The organism is Planotetraspora sp. GP83 (assembly GCF_041262585.1).
GTDB lineage: Bacteria > Actinomycetota > Actinomycetes > Streptosporangiales > Streptosporangiaceae > JAOEGB01.
The window spans coordinates 151,750-168,317 of record NZ_JBGCBZ010000016.1 but is presented as its reverse complement, the minus strand read 5'-3'; the positions used below and the strand labels follow the sequence as shown (position 1 = coordinate 168,317).

13 protein-coding genes and 1 pseudogene are annotated in these 16,568 nt (G+C 71.8%); 8 read left to right on the top strand and 6 right to left on the bottom strand.

The genetic code is table 11. The annotated features are described in order from the left end of the window. Positions 1-122 precede the first annotated feature (122 nt). Positions 123-440: a divalent-cation tolerance protein CutA gene (gene cutA / locus ABH927_RS22645; RefSeq protein ID WP_370024264.1), complete on the top strand. Its 318-nt coding sequence runs from the start codon at positions 123-125 to the stop codon at positions 438-440. Positions 441-614: 174 nt separating this feature from the next. Here the strand turns inward: cutA and ABH927_RS22640 are convergent. After that, positions 615-905: pseudogene (locus ABH927_RS22640) on the bottom strand (nuclear transport factor 2 family protein); the annotation flags it as partial. Between the two features lie 74 nt (positions 906-979). Between ABH927_RS22640 and ABH927_RS22635 the strand changes: the two are divergent. Continuing rightward, positions 980-1,180 carry an SDR family oxidoreductase gene (locus ABH927_RS22635; RefSeq protein WP_370024263.1) on the top strand — a complete coding sequence of 67 codons (201 nt, stop codon included), beginning with the start codon at positions 980-982 and terminating at the stop codon, positions 1,178-1,180. An 18-nt stretch (positions 1,181-1,198) separates the two neighbouring features. Here ABH927_RS22635 and ABH927_RS22630 read toward each other — a convergent pair whose 3' ends face one another. Next, positions 1,199-3,205: an AAA family ATPase gene (locus ABH927_RS22630; protein ID WP_370024262.1), complete on the bottom strand. Its 2,007-nt coding sequence runs from the start codon at positions 3,203-3,205 to the stop codon at positions 1,199-1,201. A 115-nt stretch (positions 3,206-3,320) separates the two neighbouring features. On the opposite strand from ABH927_RS22630, the gene ABH927_RS22625 reads away from it, so the two are divergent. Continuing rightward, positions 3,321-3,623 (top strand): hypothetical protein, encoded by a 303-nt coding sequence (locus ABH927_RS22625; RefSeq protein ID WP_370024261.1) that lies wholly within the window; start codon positions 3,321-3,323, stop codon positions 3,621-3,623. A 230-nt stretch (positions 3,624-3,853) separates the two neighbouring features. On the opposite strand, the gene ABH927_RS22620 is transcribed toward ABH927_RS22625, so the two are convergent. Both ABH927_RS22620 and ABH927_RS22615 read right to left on the bottom strand, forming a co-directional pair. Beyond that, positions 3,854-5,509, bottom strand: a complete 1,656-nt coding sequence (locus ABH927_RS22620; RefSeq protein WP_370024260.1) for a DNA repair helicase XPB — start codon at positions 5,507-5,509, stop codon at positions 3,854-3,856. 62 nt (positions 5,510-5,571) lie between these two features. Beyond that, positions 5,572-7,974: a helicase-associated domain-containing protein gene (locus ABH927_RS22615; RefSeq protein ID WP_370024259.1), complete on the bottom strand. Its 2,403-nt coding sequence runs from the start codon at positions 7,972-7,974 to the stop codon at positions 5,572-5,574. Positions 7,975-8,134: 160 nt separating this feature from the next. Between ABH927_RS22615 and ABH927_RS22610 the strand changes: the two genes are divergently transcribed. Together ABH927_RS22610 and ABH927_RS22605 are read left to right on the top strand one after the other, a co-directional pair. Further along, positions 8,135-8,989: a hypothetical protein gene (locus ABH927_RS22610; RefSeq protein ID WP_370024258.1), complete on the top strand. Its 855-nt coding sequence runs from the start codon at positions 8,135-8,137 to the stop codon at positions 8,987-8,989. 158 nt (positions 8,990-9,147) lie between these two features. Then, positions 9,148-9,546, top strand: coding sequence for a cold-shock protein (locus ABH927_RS22605; RefSeq protein WP_370024257.1), 399 nt, complete (start codon positions 9,148-9,150; stop codon positions 9,544-9,546). On the opposite strand, the gene ABH927_RS22600 is transcribed toward ABH927_RS22605, so the two are convergent. Continuing rightward, positions 9,543-10,817, bottom strand: coding sequence for an MFS transporter (locus ABH927_RS22600; protein WP_370024256.1), 1,275 nt, complete (start codon positions 10,815-10,817; stop codon positions 9,543-9,545). The genes ABH927_RS22605 and ABH927_RS22600 overlap by 4 nt on opposite strands. 107 nt (positions 10,818-10,924) lie before the next feature. Between ABH927_RS22600 and ABH927_RS22595 the strand changes: the two genes are divergently transcribed. Then, entirely contained in the window at positions 10,925-11,728 is an 804-nt protein-coding gene (locus ABH927_RS22595; protein ID WP_370024255.1) for a DUF3027 domain-containing protein, read from the top strand. A 1-nt stretch (position 11,729) separates the two neighbouring features. Next, on the top strand, positions 11,730-14,729 hold the full coding sequence (locus ABH927_RS22590; RefSeq protein WP_370024254.1) for a sacsin N-terminal ATP-binding-like domain-containing protein: 3,000 nt from the start codon (positions 11,730-11,732) through the stop codon (positions 14,727-14,729). Between the two features lie 7 nt (positions 14,730-14,736). Here the strand turns inward: ABH927_RS22590 and ABH927_RS22585 are convergent, their stop codons facing one another. Next, a complete protein-coding gene (locus ABH927_RS22585; protein WP_370024253.1) occupies positions 14,737-14,955 on the bottom strand; it encodes a DUF2530 domain-containing protein in 219 nt (72 codons plus the stop codon). 130 nt (positions 14,956-15,085) lie between these two features. Between ABH927_RS22585 and ABH927_RS22580 the strand changes: the two genes are divergently transcribed. Next, a complete protein-coding gene (locus ABH927_RS22580) occupies positions 15,086-16,549 on the top strand; it encodes an NCS2 family permease (RefSeq protein ID WP_370024252.1) in 1,464 nt (487 codons plus the stop codon). Positions 16,550-16,568 lie beyond the last annotated feature (19 nt).

Genomic DNA, 16,568 nt, shown 5'->3' with positions numbered 1-16,568 from the left:
AGAAGCCGGCCCCCGGTCACGGGGCCGGCTCTTTCTTTTCAGCGTGGTGAGAGGATGAGCACGAGCTCCCTCCCGCCGGTCATCTCGCCGGCGGGGCGTTTGGCTGTCGTAGGGTCTGCGGCGTGACTGACTACTTCCAGGTGTCCACGACGGCCGCCAGCCGCGAGGCAGCGATAAACCTTGTCCGGTCGGCGGTTGAGGGGCGTCTCGCGGCCTGCGGGCAGGTCCTCGGCCCGGTCGTCTCGGTGTTCTGGCACAAGGGCGAACTCGGGGAAGCCGAGGAGTGGCAGGTGTTCCTGAAGACCACCGCCGCGAAGTATCCCGAGTTGGAGGCGCATCTGATCGACCGGCACCCGTGGGACAACCCGGAGGTCACCGCGTGGCCTCTGGCGGCGGGCTCGGCGACGTTCCTGGAATGGGTGACCCGGTCGACCTCGTAGGACGTCAGGTCGTTCTGTCGAGAAGCTCCGCGACGATTGGGAGCGAGCAGTGAGGGCCGAGCCGCTGCATGACAGTACTGATTCGCTGCTGCGGACTGACAGACGCGACGCCGGTGCACAGATCGACGGCCCGGCGGAGTGTGTCTTCCCCGGCGACGCGGAATCGTTCGAAATCCACGCTCCTGTCGCACGGGCCGTTCCCCGGGTCCGGCCGATCTGAACCATTTTGTCGCCGGCCCGGTAGAGCTCGCCCATCTCGATCTGGCTGTCCAAAGCGGTCCGCACGCCCTCCAGGAACACCTTCATTCCGTCGTAGCCCTGGTGGTGGCCGCCGTAGGGCAGCTCCTCGCTCTGGTAGATCTCGATCTCGGGGTCGGTCAGCGCGAACAACGTGGGGACGTCACCTGCGTTGATGGCCGCGTATACGGCGCGGACGACGTCGAAGGGATTCGTGGATTCGGTCATGACCGCACGCTAACGAGGCGCGTCCGGCGGCCGCTTGAGTCACACGACTGACGACTTCCACATGCGTCAACGGTGTGGCCCCGGGCCCGGTGGACACCGGCCGCTGGCAGGGCGACGAGGCGCGGGCCGCCGTCGCGAAGCGCATGGTGACGGGCCGGCTCACGCGGCCGGAGGAGATCGCGGAGGCCGTGCTGATGCTGGCGAGCGAACGCCGCAGCGGCAACACGACCGGCGCGACCTTCACGGTCGACGGGGGAATGACGACGACGCTGTAGCCCGGTCCACCCGACGGTCTACATAACGGTCTGCGGGGCGAGCTGCTCGGGGAGCCCGTTCGCGTGGAGGACGGTCAGCGAGGTGACGGCCCGGGTGAGGACGACGTAGAGCCGGGCGAGCCCGCGCTCTTCGGCGGCGACGATGTCGGCGGGCTCCACGACGATGACGTGGTCGTACTCCAGGCCCTTGGCCAGGCCGGCCGGGACCACCAGCACGCGCTCCTCGCCGGTGGAGTCGGGGCCGAGCACGCCGTGGCCGATACCGGTGAGGGCCGTCGAGATGGCGGAGACGGAGGCGTCGGCCACGATGACCCCGATGGAGCCCTCACGCCGGAGGGCCTGCCGTACGGCGTCGGGCACGGCCGAGGCCACGTCGGGCGACAGCCGTACGGAAAGGGAGCCGGCTCCGGGGCGGAGCGATCGGGGAGCGGCGAGGTCCGGCGCGACCGAGGGAAGCAGCCGGGCCGCGTAGTCGAGGATCTCGCGCGGCACGCGGAAGCCCAGTGTCAGCTCGGTGACCTGGCCGGACGGCTGGCCGAGATGGTCGAGCACGGTCTTCCAGGACCGGGCGGACCACGGCGTCGTGCCCTGGGCGAGGTCGCCCAGCACGGTCGCCGATCCCGTACGGCAGCGCCGCCCGAGCGCGCGGAGCTGCATCGCGGACAGGTCCTGGGCCTCGTCCACCACGACGTGGCCGTGTGAGGCCGTCCGCTCGATCAGGTCGCCCAGCTCGTCGAGCAGCGCGGCGTCGGCCGCAGACCATTTGACGGATCTGTGCGACTTGGCGGGCTTGCGCCAGAGGATCGTCTCCTGCTCGGCGGGCGACAGGCCGGACTTGGCGGCGCGGGCGAGGAAGCCCGCGTCCGAGAGAAGCCGGAAGAGCACCTGCTCGGGCGTGAGCTTGGGCCACACCGCGTCGAGCACGGCCTTGACCGACTTGGATCTCGCCACGGCGTCTTGCACCCGGTCGTCGGGCGACTCGCCGCGCCGCTCCATCTGGACGAGCACGGCGTGCGCGAGCCGCTGGGCCAGCGTGGTGCGGCCCGGGCCGTACCGGGTGGTGCCGCGCAGCGAGGCGACGATCTCGCGGACCTCGTAGTCGGCGACCCGGTAGCGGTTGATGCCCTTGGTGAACAGCACGCCCTCTTCCGGCTTGGTCACGTGCAGCCAGAGCGCCCGCTTCAGGACCTCGGCCATCCGGGCGTCGCCCTTGATCGCCGCGACCGCCGGGTCCTCGGGGAAGGAGTGGTCGCCGAGGACGCCGGCCACGGTCGTCTGGTCGACCTTGACTTCGCCGAGCGCCGGGAGGACGGAGGAGATGTAGGAGAGGAAGGCGCGGTTCGGGCCGACGATCATCACGCCGGATCGGGAGAGCTTCTCGCGGTGGGTGAACAGCAGGTAGGCGGCGCGGTGCAGGCCCACCGCCGTCTTCCCGGTGCCGGGAGCCCCCTGGACGCAGACCGTCACGCCGAGGTCGGCTCGGACGATCTCGTCCTGGTCTGGCTGGATGGTAGCGACGATGTCGCGCATGGGGCCGGTGCGGGGGCGCTCGATCTCCTCGGTGAGGAGCCTGCTCTGCCCGAGGCCGCTGCCGTCGAGGAGGCCGTCGAGGGGCTCGTCCTCGTAGGCGGTGAGGTCGCCGCCGTGGTAGCCGAACCTGCGGCGCAGCGTGATGCCCATCGGGTCGGCGGGGCTCGCCTGGTAGAAGGCGCGGGAGACGGGGGCGCGCCAGTCGATGACCAGGGCCCGGCTGTTGTCGTCGTGGATGTGGCGGCGGCCGACGTAGATCGTGGTGGGGAGGTCGTCGCCGCCGGACCGGTTGAGGCGGCCGAAGAAGAGCGGGGTGCCGGCGTGGTCGGCGAGCGCGGCGACCCGCTGGTCGAGGAGGCCCTGGAGCACCTGCTGGGAGACCCAGTCGCCGGCGGCGTCAGCGGAGAGGGACTGCGCGTGCTCGCGCATCGATCGGAGCGCGGCGCGGGAGGCCGCGAGATGGGCGCGCTCGGCCTCTAGCACCTTTTCAGGCATGCGGAAACTCCTCTGTGAGAGCGGGAAACACAAGAGCTTACCGAGGGCCGATCGCCAACCCAAATGGTATTTCCGCGGCGTGTTGCCGTTTCCCGGTGCGGGTACCTGTAACGGCGTGACACGGACCTGGGTCCCTCCCGCGATCCCGACCGTGGCGAGCCTGCTGCTCGCCGCGCTCTGGGGGCTGTCGGTCTTCGACGGCTGGGGGATGGACGCGTTCTGCTCGAATGCCGACTCGTACGTGGCCTGCGCGGACCGGATCGCCACCGCCACCCTGCTCTCCGCCGCGATCGCGCTCGTGGCGGCGACGTCCACGGCGGCGGCCTGGATCACTCGCCGGGCGGCGCTGCTGGGGGTCGGCGTGGGGGCGTGGGTGCTGGCCGTGGGCGTGCTTTTCGTCGGCGGTGTGGTCGCGTAGTAACCCTGCGAATACTGGCTGAATCCCTAACAAATCGGCATGGCAAGTCGCCCAAAAGCCGGGGCAAATCGGGTGATTTGCCGCGACTATGGGGTATGGCCGCCATCGATCTGAGTGGTTGTGTGTGGGGGCAAGGCGGCAAGGGGGTGATGCGGTTGTCTCGGGCCGACGGTATCTCCTGGACCTGATCAGAACAGACCTGCCTGACCTGGCGCCCCACCCGGCGAGACTCACCTCGCCGGGTTTTCCTCGCCCACGTCGTCGGCGTCGATGATGTGGTAGGCGTACCCCTGCTCCGCCAGGAACCGCTGCCGGTGGGCCGCGAAGTCCTGGTCCACGGTGTCCCGGCTGACGACCGAGTAGAACCGCGCGCCGCCGCCGTCGGCCTTGGGCCGGAGCACGCGGCCGAGCCGCTGGGCCTCCTCCTGCCGCGAGCCGAAGGTGCCCGACACCTGGATCGCCACAGCAGCCTCGGGCAGGTCGATGGAGAAGTTGGCCACCTTCGACACGACGAGGACCTGGATCTCCTTGTCGCGGAACGCCTGGAACAGCCGCTCCCGCTCGCGGACGCGGGTCTCGCCCTTGATGACCGGGGCGTTCAGGTGCTCGCCCAGCTCGTCGAGCTGGTCGATGTACTGCCCGATCACCAGCACCTGCTCGCCGGCGTGCCGCCGGACGAGGGCCTCGGTGACCCGGGTCTTCGACGGCGTGGTGGAGCAGAACCGGTAGCGCTCGTCGGGCTCGGCCATCGCGTAGGCCAGCCGTTCCTCGTCGGTCAGCGTGACCCTGACCTCGACGCAGTCGGCGGGCGCGATCCACCCCTGGGTCTCCATCTCCTTCCAGGGCGCGTCGTACCGCTTGGGCCCGATGAGGGAGAAGACGTCGCCCTCGCGGCCGTCCTCGCGGACCAGCGTCGCGGTGAGCCCCACCCGGCGGCGGGCCTGGAGGTCGGCCGTCATCCGGAAGATCGGCGCGGGCAGCAGGTGCACCTCGTCGTAGATCACCAGTCCCCAGTCGCGGGCGTCGAACAGCTCCAGATGCCGGTAGACGCCCTGCCGCCTGGTCGTCATGACCTGGTAGGTCGCGATGGTGACCGGGCGGATCTCCTTCTTGGTGCCCGTGTACTCGCCGATCTCGTCCTCGGTCAGGGAGGTCCGCTTGATCAGCTCCTGCTTCCACTGGTGCGCCGAGACCGTGTTGGTCACCAGGATCAGCGTGGTGGCCTGGGCGTGCGCCATGGCGGCGGCCCCGACGATCGTCTTGCCCGCCCCACAGGGCAGCACCACCACGCCGGAACCGCCGTGCCAGAACGCGTCCGCCGCCTCCTTCTGGTACGGCCGGAGCTCCCAGCCGTCCTCGGCCAGCGCGATGGCGTGGTGCTCGCCGTCCACGTATCCGGCGAGGTCCTCGGCCGGCCAGCCCAGCTTGAGCAGCAGTTGCTTGATGTTGCCGCGCTCCGACGGGTGCACGGCCACCGCCTCGGCGCCGATCCGCTCGCCCAGCAGCGGCTGGATCTTCCTGGAGCGCAGCACCTCCTCCAGCACCGCGCGGTCGGAGCTGGTCAGGATCAGCCCGTGGATCGGGTCCTTCTCCAGCCGGAGCCGTCCGTAGCGGGCCATGGTCTCCGCCACGTCCACGAGCAGCGCGTGCGGCACGGGATAGCGGCTGTGCGAGATCAGCGCGTCGATAACCTGCTCGGCGTCGTGCCCGGCGGCGCGGGCGTTCCACAGCGCGAGCGGCGTGACCCGGTAGGTGTGGACATGCTCGGGCGCGCGCTCCAGCTCGGCGAACGGGGCGATCGCCTTGCGGCACTCACCGGCCCTTTCGTGATCGACCTCAAGCAGCAGCGTCTTGTCCGACTGAACGATCAGCGGCCCGTCATTCAATGCCCACTCCCTCGAACGGTTATGGCCTATCAAACAAGAGATCGAGGCGAATCAGTCCCGTTTTACTGAGGCGAGAGGCTCGCCACACCGGTTATGCGGTGCAGGGCGAAGCGGTGGACGGTGGCGCGGGTCTCGTCGTAGGCCGTGAGATAGCCGCCCTCGATGCGGGCCGGCTCCAGGATGCGGCTGGTGGCGTGACCCTGGGAGTCGAGGTAGCCGATCCACACCTGGGAGCCCAGGCGAATCGCCTCGCGCAACGCCTCGATCGTCGCGCTCGCCGGGCTGCGGGGGGGCTGGCCGTCGGGAGCGTCGACCGGCCGCCGCCTCGTGCGGTGGGCGTCGTCCCCCGCCCGGATCGCTCGTACGGCCGCCGCCACGACGTCGGGATCTGGACCTGTGGCGCCGGCCGCACGGGCCATGGCCGGGCCCTCCGTCCGCCGCGTCTCGGCCCGGGAGACCAGTACGTCTCCCTCCAGGGACTCGGCGACCGGCGCGTAGCCCATCGCCCGCAGCGAGTCGACCAGCGTCGCCCTCGACGTCTTGGACGCCAGCACGGTCGGGGCGAGCCGCCGCAGCCGCAGCAGGCCGGACCGCTTGTCGGCCAGCACCTCGTCGAGCACCGACGGATCGTCACAGCGGACGTAGGCGGAAGCCGTACCGACCTTGATGCGGCCGTGGCGGCGGGCCACGTCGGAGACCAGGTAGCGCAGCGGCTGGGGGACGGGTGTGGCGGAGTGCCGCTCCAGCATCGCGATCATGTCGTCCGCCGACTGCCCGGCGTCCAGCGCCCGGCGGATCGACCGCTCGCCGAACCGGTAGACGGTCGCGCCGCCCTTCGACTCGATGTCGGCCGCCAGCGCGAGCCAGCGGCCGAGGTCGCTCGTCAGCGGTCCGGGGGCGACGGCGGTCAGGTCGGCCTGCAGCAGCACGTGGTCCACCGGCTCGGGCAGCAGCGGAGCCAGCAGGCGCCCCGCCTCGCCGTCCCCGAGGACGATCGACCGCCCGTGCGCGGACAGCACGCCGAGCCCCGTCACGCCGATGTGCTCGGCCTCGCGCAGTGTGAACTCCGCGAACCTGTCCCGCTGCGCGCCCCGGCGCCGGGGCCGCTCCCACGTCAGCCGGGCCAGCACGGACCGCGCGGCCGGCGCCAGCCCGGCGGGGGCCGACGCCAGCACGGCCAGCGTCTCGGCGCGCACCTGCGCGGCGGCCGGCCTGCGGAGATCGGGATTCAGGGCGTTCAGCGGCCGGTCGCGCTCGTCCCGCTCTCCGATGAGTCCGGGGACGCGATCCATGGCCGCCCAGGCGGAGCCCAGCACCGCCCACCGGTCCTCGGTGGCCTTGACCCGCCAGCCGTCGTACGCCGCGGTCGGCAGCCACTCGCCGTCGACCGATCCGTTCGACGCGATCAGCCCGGCCGCGTAGGCCACCTCGACGACGAGCCCGGCCGCCCACTCCGGAAGGTCGAGGAGCTGCGCCGTCCTCTTCAGATCCCGTACGGCGAGGCCGCCCGTGCGCAGGACCCCGGGAGGATCGACACTCCAGTGCTCGCACAGCTCTTCGACGGTGCGGACGAAGGTGAACGCCTGCCCGGCGGCCGTCCGGTCGGCGAGGACCTGGTCGCGGGTGGCGCCCTCCAGCGCGGGCGGGTGAGGGGACAGGTCACGGTGGATCCGGCCGTCGCGCAGGAAGAGGGCCACCTCGCGGGGGAGCGCCACGGTCTCCTCGCCGGTCGCTCCGAGCAGGCCCCGGGCGAGGAGCTGCTCGATCGGCGACTGGGCGGTGGCCGTGCTGACCTCGCGCCGGGCGTTGGGCAGCCGCCCGCTCGCCGGTCCCCATGCCAGCTCGTCGAGGGCGGCGCGCGCCTGCGACGACACCTCCCCGACCAGACGCCCGACCGCCGCCGGATCGGCCAGCACCGCCGCCAGCCGCACCCGGGGAGCCCTGTGATCTCCCCCCGGTGGGGCGTCTCCGTCCGGGGCGATGTCGCCGAGGAGCACCTCCAGCGCCTCCGGGGAGTGGTGCCGGAAGACCTCCGCGGCCGGAGGCCCCAGACCCGCGGGAGGGTCCAGCGCCTCCTTGACCCCCGGCGCCGGGCGCAGCGCGTCGTCGGGCCCGTAGGCCAGCCCCGTGGTGCGGAGCCGCTCGATCGCCTCGTCGAGGGCGGCGTCGAGGGCGGCGTCGAGGTCCGGGCCGGGGGTGGCTCCTGGGACGGCGTGGGCGAGGAGGGACCGGAGCGGGTCGCGGGCGAGGGGGCCGGGCTGGAGGCTCAGCGTCTCCAGGACGGCGAGCGTGAACCCGTCGAGCCGGTCGAGTGCCCGGCCCAGGGCCGACGGGGTGCTCGCGCGGGCGGCGAGGCCCTCGACATGGGCCGGGACGGGCGTGATGAGCTCGGGCCGCGCCTTCACGAGCGCGCGCAACCGCTCATCCGTACGGCCGCGCAGCCACTCGGTGAAGTCGGTGCTCATCGAATCTCCTCTGGGAGTCCGCCGCCTGCGGCGCCGCCCATGGCCGGGACAGGGTGCCCGTGAAACCCCCCTCCCGGGGAGGGGAGCGTGTCAACATCCTTTCCATCGTAGGGCCGGATTTTTCGAGCATCGGTCGCATAGCCGCCGGTGCTGGGGCAGTATGACCAGGGTGATCGAGCGCGCCGACCAGCTCGTTCTGGAGTACGTCAGCAGGGTGGCGGACGCCGCCCACGGTCGGCTGCGCCCGGATCAGCGGCTCGACTTCGTCCGGCGGCTGCGGGAGCGCGTCGAGCAGGAGCGCGGCGGAAGCGACGACGCCAGGCACGTGAAGAAGGTGATCGCGCGGTTCGGGCCGCCCACCGCCCTGGTCGACCGTGAGATCCGCAGGCTGGCGGCGGCGCACGAGGCCGCCCAGCCGATCGAGGAGCGCAGCACCGCCGTCATCCCCGTCGTCGTGGACGCGGGGCCGAGCGTGCCGCCGCCACCGGAACGGCGCCGCCTGCTGACGGCCGGTCCCGGCATGACGGTCATTCGGGGAAAGGCGGCCGTCCGAGCCAGGGCGGCCGCGCGTGGAACGGCCGGAAGCCCGCGCGCGGCTCGGCGCAGGGAAGTCGCGGCGGCCCTCCTGAGCCACCGGAGGGAGACGCTGGCGATGGCGCTGCTGGCCGTGGCCGGGTTGCTCATCCCGTTCCGGTTCGCGGCCGTGGCGATCTTCCCGGTTCCCGCGCTGGTGTGGGCGCTCGGAGCGCTGACCGTGCTGGCGTGCGAGGCGTGGTCGTTCAACGACCGCATGATCGGGCTGTCCACTCCCGTGGTCGCCTACCTGGCCGGAGGGACGCTGCTGGCGGCGGCCCGGGCGGGGAGCGGCGACATCCAGTCGTTCCTGGCGGCCTTCCACAGCGTCAGCGGTGTGCTGTTCGTGCTCGGGAGCGCCGCCGGGGTGTTCTGGCTGGCCCACCGGCTGCTCAACCCGCCGTCTCCGCCGCCGCCACGGCAGCTCGTCATACGCCGCTGACCGACCTCGGGACCGGCTGATAATCCGGCCGATAATCCGCTCGCGTGTCGATCTGTTGATGTGCAGGCTTACTTCACGGAGTAGGGGGTCCGCGTGGGCCCTTTGTGGGCATAACCTAGATCCATCACCTTCACGACAGTCTGAACGAGGTCACCCCTGTGCCGAGTGGCAAGGTCAAGTGGTACGACGCCGACAAAGGTTTCGGTTTCCTCACCCGCGACGACGGCGGTGAGGTCTTCGTGCATTCCTCCGCGCTGCCCAGAGGCGTGGACGTCCTGAAGCCGGGACAGAAGGTCGAGTTCGGTGTGGCCGAGGGCCGTCGTGGCCAGCAGGCCCTGTCGGTCAGGGTCCTGGAGCAGCCGCCGACCCTCGCCAAGGCGGCCAGGCCGAAGGCCAAGCGCAAGAACCCCGATGAGATGGTGGTCATCGTCGAGGACCTGATCAAGCTGCTCGACGACGTCTCCAACTCGTACCAGCGGGGCAAGCACCCGGACGCCGCCCACGCCAAGAAGGTGGCGACCGTGCTGCGAGCGGTCGCCGACGACCTCGACGGCTAGACGGGGGCCGCCTCCAGACGGCGGCGTCTGAGCGCGAAGAGCCAGCCGAGACAGGCGACGAGCCCGGCGGAGATCACCGCCAGCCCGGCGGATCCTGTCGTGAACAGCGACATGACGAGGCCGAGGAGGCCGCCGAAGACCCAGGCGATCTGGAGCAGCGTCTCCACGACGCCGAAGGTCGACGACCGGACCTCCTCGCCGATCTCGCGCTGCACGATCGCGTCGAGCGCGAGCTTGCCGAGACCCTGGGCGAACGCGCCCACCAGGGCCACAACGACGGCCGTCCACAGCGTGAAGACGAAGGCCGCCGCGATCGTGGTGACGGTGGCGAGGGCGAGCGTGGCCAGCACCGTGAGGTGAGGCGAGCGGGAGCGCGTCCACGAGGCGACCGCCGCTCCCGCGAGGCCGCCTCCGCCCGCCGCCGCCGCGAGCACGGCCAGCGCCACCGTCGGGTCGAGCCCGTTGAGGTGCCTGTCCTGCACCAGGAAGAGCAGGAAGAACACCAGGAACCCGCCCTGGACGCGGATGGCGGCGTTGGCGGCCATCGCCTCGGCGACCACGGGGCCCACGGTGAAGAACGTCCGCCATCTGGGCGGTAACTCCGCCGCGGCCTCCGGGTCCGGCGTGTCCAGTTCGAGGTCGGGCGTGTCCACGTGGCGCGGGAGCCGTACGGCGAACACCCCGGCGGCGAGGAAGAGCGGCATCGTGGCGCGCAGCACCCAGTCGGGCCCGATGAGGGCGGCGAGCCCGGACGCCACGCCCGCGCCCGCCCCGGCGGAGATCAGCGCGAACAGGGCCACCCTGGCGTTCGCCGTGACGAGCGGGATGTCGGCGGGCAGCACGCTCGGCATGATCGCCGCGCGGGAGACGTTGTAGGCCTTCGACAGGACGAGCACGGCGAGGGCCGACGGGAAGAGCGTGAGCGCGTCGGACGAGTGGACCGCGCCCGCCATGCCCCAGCACAGCAGCCCGCGCGCCAGCAGCGTCCCCGCCATGATGTAGCGGCGGCCCGAGCGGAACCGGTCCAGCACCGGGCCGACGAAGGGCGCCACGACGGCGAACGGCACCATGGTGATCAGCAGGTACAGCGCGACCTGGCCGCGCGCCTGGCCGACGGGCAGCCGGAACAGCAGCGCGCCCGCCAGCGACACGGTGATCAGCGCGTCCCCGGCCGAATGCGTGGCGGTCAGTTCGATCAACCGGCCGAGACCGGTGCGGTCGGCGCCCTGGGCATGACTGAGCCGGCGCGTGGCCCGGCCAGGCGCTCCCACCGCTCGGACAACTTTCGCCCAAATATTCACCATAGGCACCGACATCCCTTCCATCGTTACCCCATCAAGCCGGTGCGGTCCGCTCGCGGCGTGGGTGAAAATGGAGTGTGAGTCGTACCCGAATCCGAAGCACTCCAGTCGACCAGGCGTGCGCCGCGGCCGTCGACCTCGCCCGTGAGGCCGCCGAAGGGATCGCGCGCCCCGGCGAGGTGGGGACGCATCTGGGCTTCGAGGGCGAGGGCGACCGCATCGTCACCCACTACTTCGAGTGCCTGGACCGGGCCTACGGGGGCTGGCGGTGGGCCATCACCGTGACCCGCGCCTCCCGGGCCCGCAACGTCACGGTGAGCGAGACCGTGCTGCTGCCCGGGTCGGGCGCCCTGCTGGCCCCCCGCTGGGTGCCGTGGAACGAGCGCCTGCGCCCCGGCGACCTCGGCGTGGGCGACCTGCTGCCCGCCGAGGCCGACGACGACCGGCTGGCCCCGGGCTACACGGCCACCGACGACGAAGACGGCGACCAGCAGATGATCTTCGAGTACGGGCTGGGCCGGGCCCGCGTGCTCTCGCCCATCGGCCGGGATCTGGCCGTGCGGCGCTGGCACTCCGGCGAGTCGGGCCCGCACAGCCCCATCGCCCACGCCGCTCCCGCACAGTGCTCGACCTGCGGGTTCTACTGGCCGCTCGCGGGCGCGTTGCGGCTCGGCTTCGGAGTCTGCGCGAACGAGTACGCCCCGGACGACGGCAAGGTCGTCGCCGCGGACCATGGGTGCGGCGCCCACTCGGAGGCCACCACGGTCCCCTCGATGGTCATGGACGCGGTGCCGCCGATCCTCGACGACATGGGTTACGACGATCTGATGGAGTCCGGCTCCGTCGACGAGACGGAGTCCGAGCCCCTTGGTCACTCCTGACATGTTCGACACCCAGAGGCTGCGCGAGACGGTTCTCGCGGCATGGACGGCGTCGCCCGCCCGCTTCCGCGAGGACGCGAACGCCGAGGAGGACTTCGCCCTCGGCGGCTACCGTGACCGGCTCGTCGTCGAGCTGGCCCAGAACGCGGCGGACGCCGCGCTGCGGGCGGGAGTGCCCGGACGCCTGCGGCTGACCCTGTGCGACGGGGTCCTCCTCGCCGCCAACACCGGTGCCCCGCTGGACGAGACCGGCGTCGAGGGGCTCTCCACGCTGCGGGTCTCCGGGAAGAAGGGCGAGGCCGGCACGGCAGGCCGGTTCGGCGTCGGTTTCGCCGCCGTGGTGTCGGTCTCGGACGAGCCGTCGATCTTCTCGCGGGAGACCGGCGGCGTCCGGTGGTCGCGCGAGGAGACGAGCGCGCTCGTGGCCGCCCGTCCCGAGCTGGCCGCTGAGCTGACCGGCCGCGACGGTCACGTGCCGCTGCTCCGCCTGCCCTTCGGCGAAGACCTCGACAAAGACCTTGGCGAAGACCTCGATGAAGACGCGGTTCCGGTGCCCGAAGGCTTCGACACGCTCGTACGGCTCCCGCTCCGCGATCAGGCGGCCGAGGAGGCCGTGCGGCGGATGCTGGAGGAGGCCGGCCCCGCGCTGCCGCTGGCCATGCCGGCGCTGGAGGCCATCGAGATCGAGGTCGACGGCGGGTCCCGCACGATCTCCGCCGAGGGCTGGCACGTCGTCACAGAGTCGGGCGCGTTCACGCCCGAGCAGGTCGCCGAGCTCTTCGCCGACCGCCCCACCGAGGAGCGCGCCCGGCCGTACTGGCAGGTCCGCTGGGCCGTCGGCGGGCGGCCGGGGGACGTCCCGAGGGTGGTGCACGCGCCGACGCCGAGCGACGAGCCGCTCGACCTGCCCGCGCTGCTGATCGCCACGTTCCCGCTCACGACGGACCGGCGGCACGTCGCCCCCGGCCCGCTCACCGACTTCCTGGTCGCCCGCGTGGCCGAGACCTACGTCCGGCTGCTCCAGGAGCTGCCGCGGACCCCGGCGCTGCTCGACCTCGTGCCCGGCCTGATGGGCAAGGGCCAGCTCGACGCGGAGATCCGCCGCGAGATCATCAGGCTGCTCCCGGACACGCCGCTGCTTCCGGGAATCTCGTTCCCTCCCGACTTCTCCGGGGAGACTCTGCCAGGCAACCAGGCGCGGGCGGTGGCCGGCTCGCAGGACTTCCTGGACGAGATCGCCGACATGGTCCCCGGCCTGCTGCCCGCCGGCTGGGCGTCGCGGCATCCCGGGCTCACGACGCTGGGCGTCAGGCGGGTGGAGCTCGCCGACGTCGTCGACATGCTGTCCGGCGAGGCCGTACAGGACAAGGAACCGTCGTGGTGGCGGTCCCTCTACGAGGTGCTCCCCGCCGACGACCTGGAGGCCATCGGGGCCATCCCGGTCCCGCTCGCCGACGGCCGCCTCGTCCGCGGCCCCCGGGGGACGCTGGTCCTCTCGGCGGCGCTCGACTCCTTCGGGGTCAGCCCCCTCGACCCCGCCCTGCTCGCGCCGCTCGGGCTGCGGATCGTCCATCCCGACGCGGCGCATCCGCTGCTGCTCAGGCTGGGGGCGGCCGAGGCGACGCCGCGCACGGTCCTGGAGGACCCGCTCACCCACGCCGCCGTGACGGAGTCGCTCGAGAGCGCCGACCCGGAGCCGGTGGCCCAGGCCGTCCTGGCCCTGGTGGACGCGGCCGGGCTGACGGCGGGAGAGGCGCCGTGGCTGGCCGAGCTGGCGCTCCGCGGCGCCGACGGCGAGCTGTACCCGGCGGGCGACCTGCTCCTCGCCGAGGGTTCGCTGGCCGGGCTGATCGACCAGGACGTGCCGTTCGGCGTGGCCGCTCCCGACCTCGTGGAGAAGTACGGCTCGCGGGTGCTGGCAGCGGCCGGGGTGCTCGACGGGTTCGCGGTGGTCAACGACGCCGACGTGCTGCTCGACCCGGCGGAGTGCGACCACGACCTCGACCTTGAGGAAGAGTGGCTGGAGGCGGTTCTCGACCTGCTGCCGGAGCTGGACGTGCCTCCGGTGGCCCGGGAGTTCACCGCGGTCCGCGACCTGGAGTACGTCGCGGACTGGCCGTCCGCGCTCGCCCTGCTCTCGCGGCCCCCGCTGCGGGCCGCCCTCCTGCCGTTGCGGGTGCTGGTCGCGGGGGAGACCGTGGAGGTCCCGTCGTACACGGCGTGGTGGCTGTCGAGGCACCCCGTGCTCGACGGCAGGCGCCCCACGTCGCTGCGGCTGCCCTCCGGCGACCCACTCCTGTTCGGCCTGTACGGCGACGCGCCCGAGGGCATCGACGAGGCCGCGCTGACGATGATCGGCGTCCGTTCGTCGCTGGAGGAGCTGCTGGCCTCGCACGGCGGCCCCGAGGAGCTGCTCGACCTGCTCGCCGATCCCTCGGCCGAGGTGGACCGGGCCCAGCTCCGGGCCCTGTGGATCGCGCTCGCCGGGGTGGACCCGGCGCGGGTGCGGCCGCCCCAGACGGTCCGGGCGGTGCTGAAGGGCTCGATCGTCGTGGCGGACGCCGAGGAGGGCCCCGTCGTGGTGGAGGCGCCCGACCTGCTGACCCTGGTGGAGTACCGGCCACTCGTGCTCGCGCCGTTCGACCTGGCCGAGGCGCTGTCGGAGGTGCTCGACCTGCCGCTGGTCGGCGAGGTCGTCACCGGCGCGGTGACGTCGTCCGGGGTCGACCGGCCGGTGCCGGCCGAGGTGCGCTCGCTGCTCCCGTCGGCTCCGCTGAGCTACGTGGAGCACGACCGGCTGCTGGTGGACGGCACGCCGGTGCCGTGGCGGTTCTTCGAGGGCAAGGTCCACGCGTCCGGCGTCGAGGGGCTGGCCAGGGGCCTCGCGTGGGCGGCCGGGCAGTGGGGTGACCGGCTCGCCGTCGCGGCCCTGCTCCGCGACCCGGGCAGGGTCCCGCTGCTGCTCGCCGAGGCCGACCTCGACCCCGTGAAGTCTCTCTGAGAGCGCTTCAGCGGCGTCTGGAGTCGCGGCGGCGGACGTAGAGCAGCCCGAAGAGGCCCAGCCCGATGCCCGCCACGCAGGTCCATGTCCAGACCGGCCAGGTGCTCGCCGGTCTGACGACCAGCACCGCGACGAGGGCCACCGCCCACAGCGCCGTCCCGACGAGGATGGTCAAGGTGTCGTTGGTCTTGAGGGGCTCGGGATCGGGACGGCGGGGCTGGTTCACGGGTGCAAGCTTAGGTCGTGTCCGGTGGAGACGGCGTGGTCAGATGGTTCTATGACAAATCCATCACAAAAGGACAACTCTGCCTCCTGTCCCCTTTTCGCAGGTGGTAGGGCCCTGTCACTCTGCGCGCGTGACTCCCAGTGCTTTTGATCGATACTTCTCCATCTCCGCCCGTGGTTCGACGGTAGGCCAGGAGATCCGGGGCGGCTTCGCCACGTTCTTCACGATGGCCTACATCGTCGTGCTGAACCCCATCATCATCGGGACCGTCGCCGACAAGACCGGCCAGTTCCTCGGGGACGGCGAAGTCCCCAACTTCCCCCTCGTAGCGGCGGCCACGGCCTTCGTGGCGGGCATTCTCACGATCGCGATGGGCGTCTTCGGCCGCGTGCCGTTCGCCCTGGCCACCGGTCTCGGCCTGAACGCCTTCGTCGCCTTCGGCATCGCCAGTCAGATGTCGTGGGAAGACGCGATGGGCCTGGTGGTGCTGGAAGGCGTCGTCATCGCGATCCTGGTGCTCACCGGCTTCCGGGTGGCCGTGTTCCACGCGATCCCGGCCCAGCTCAAGACCGCGATCAGCGTCGGGATCGGCCTGTTCATCGCGCTCATCGGGTTCGTCGACGCGGGCTTCGTGCGGCGCATCCCCGACGCCGCCGGCACCACCGTCCCGGTCAAGCTGGGCGTGCTCGGCAACGGCTCGCTGACCGGATGGCCGACCCTGGTCTTCGTCGTCGGCCTGCTCGTCACGGCGTTCCTGGTCACTCGCAGGGTCAAGGGCGCCATCCTCATCGGCATCGTGGGCACGACCGTGCTGGCCATCGTCGTCGAGGCCATCGGGAAGCTCGGCCCGCAGGTCGCGGGCGGCAAGCTCGTCAATCCCAACGGGTGGAGCCTGACGGTCCCCACGTGGCCGTCCAAGGTCGTCGGCGGTCCGGACCTGTCGCTGCTCGGCCAGTTCAGCCTGTTCGGCGGCTTCGCCAAGGTCGGCGGCCTCGCGGCGGTCATGTTCGTCTTCACGCTCATGCTGGCCGACTTCTTCGACACCATGGGCACGATCGTCGGCGTCGGACGCCAGGCCGGTCTCGTCCGGGAGGACGGCACGGTCGAGCGCACCCGCGAGATCCTGCTGGTCGACTCGGTCGCCGCGGCGGCGGGCGGTGCGGCCAGTGTGTCGTCGAACACGACCTACATCGAGTCGGCGGCCGGAGTCGGTGAGGGCGCCCGGACGGGCCTGGCCAGCGTGGTGACCGGCCTGCTGTTCCTGCTCGCGATGTTCTTCGCGCCGCTGACCGAGATCGTGCCCTTCGAGGCCGCGACCCCCGCGCTCGTGATCGTCGGCTTCCTGATGATGACCCAGGTCAGGGAGATCGACTTTAACGACTACGAGACCGCGATCCCGGCGTTCCTGACGATCGTGCTGATGCCGTTCACCTACTCGATCACGGTGGGCATCGGCGCCGGATTCGTCAGCTACGTCGTGATCAAGGCTCTGCGCGGCAAGGCGCGGGAGATCCATCCGCTGTTGTGGCTCGTGGCGGCGCTCTTCGTCGTGTACTTCGCGCTGGAGCCGATCAAGAGCCTGCTTGGCCTGTGACTTTGCGGAATACCGACAT

Bases quoted from the DNA above. Each gene is read 5' to 3' on its own strand.
- ABH927_RS22630 (WP_370024262.1), bottom strand. From the start codon at position 3,205: ATGCCTGAAAAGGTGCTAGAGGCCGAGCGCGCCCATCTCGCGGCCTCC.
- ABH927_RS22615 (WP_370024259.1), bottom strand. From the start codon at position 7,974: ATGAGCACCGACTTCACCGAGTGGCTGCGCGGCCGTACGGATGAGCGG.
- ABH927_RS22610 (WP_370024258.1), top strand. From the start codon at position 8,135: ATGACCAGGGTGATCGAGCGCGCCGACCAGCTCGTTCTGGAGTACGTC.
- ABH927_RS22590 (WP_370024254.1), top strand. From the start codon at position 11,730: ATGTTCGACACCCAGAGGCTGCGCGAGACGGTTCTCGCGGCATGGACG.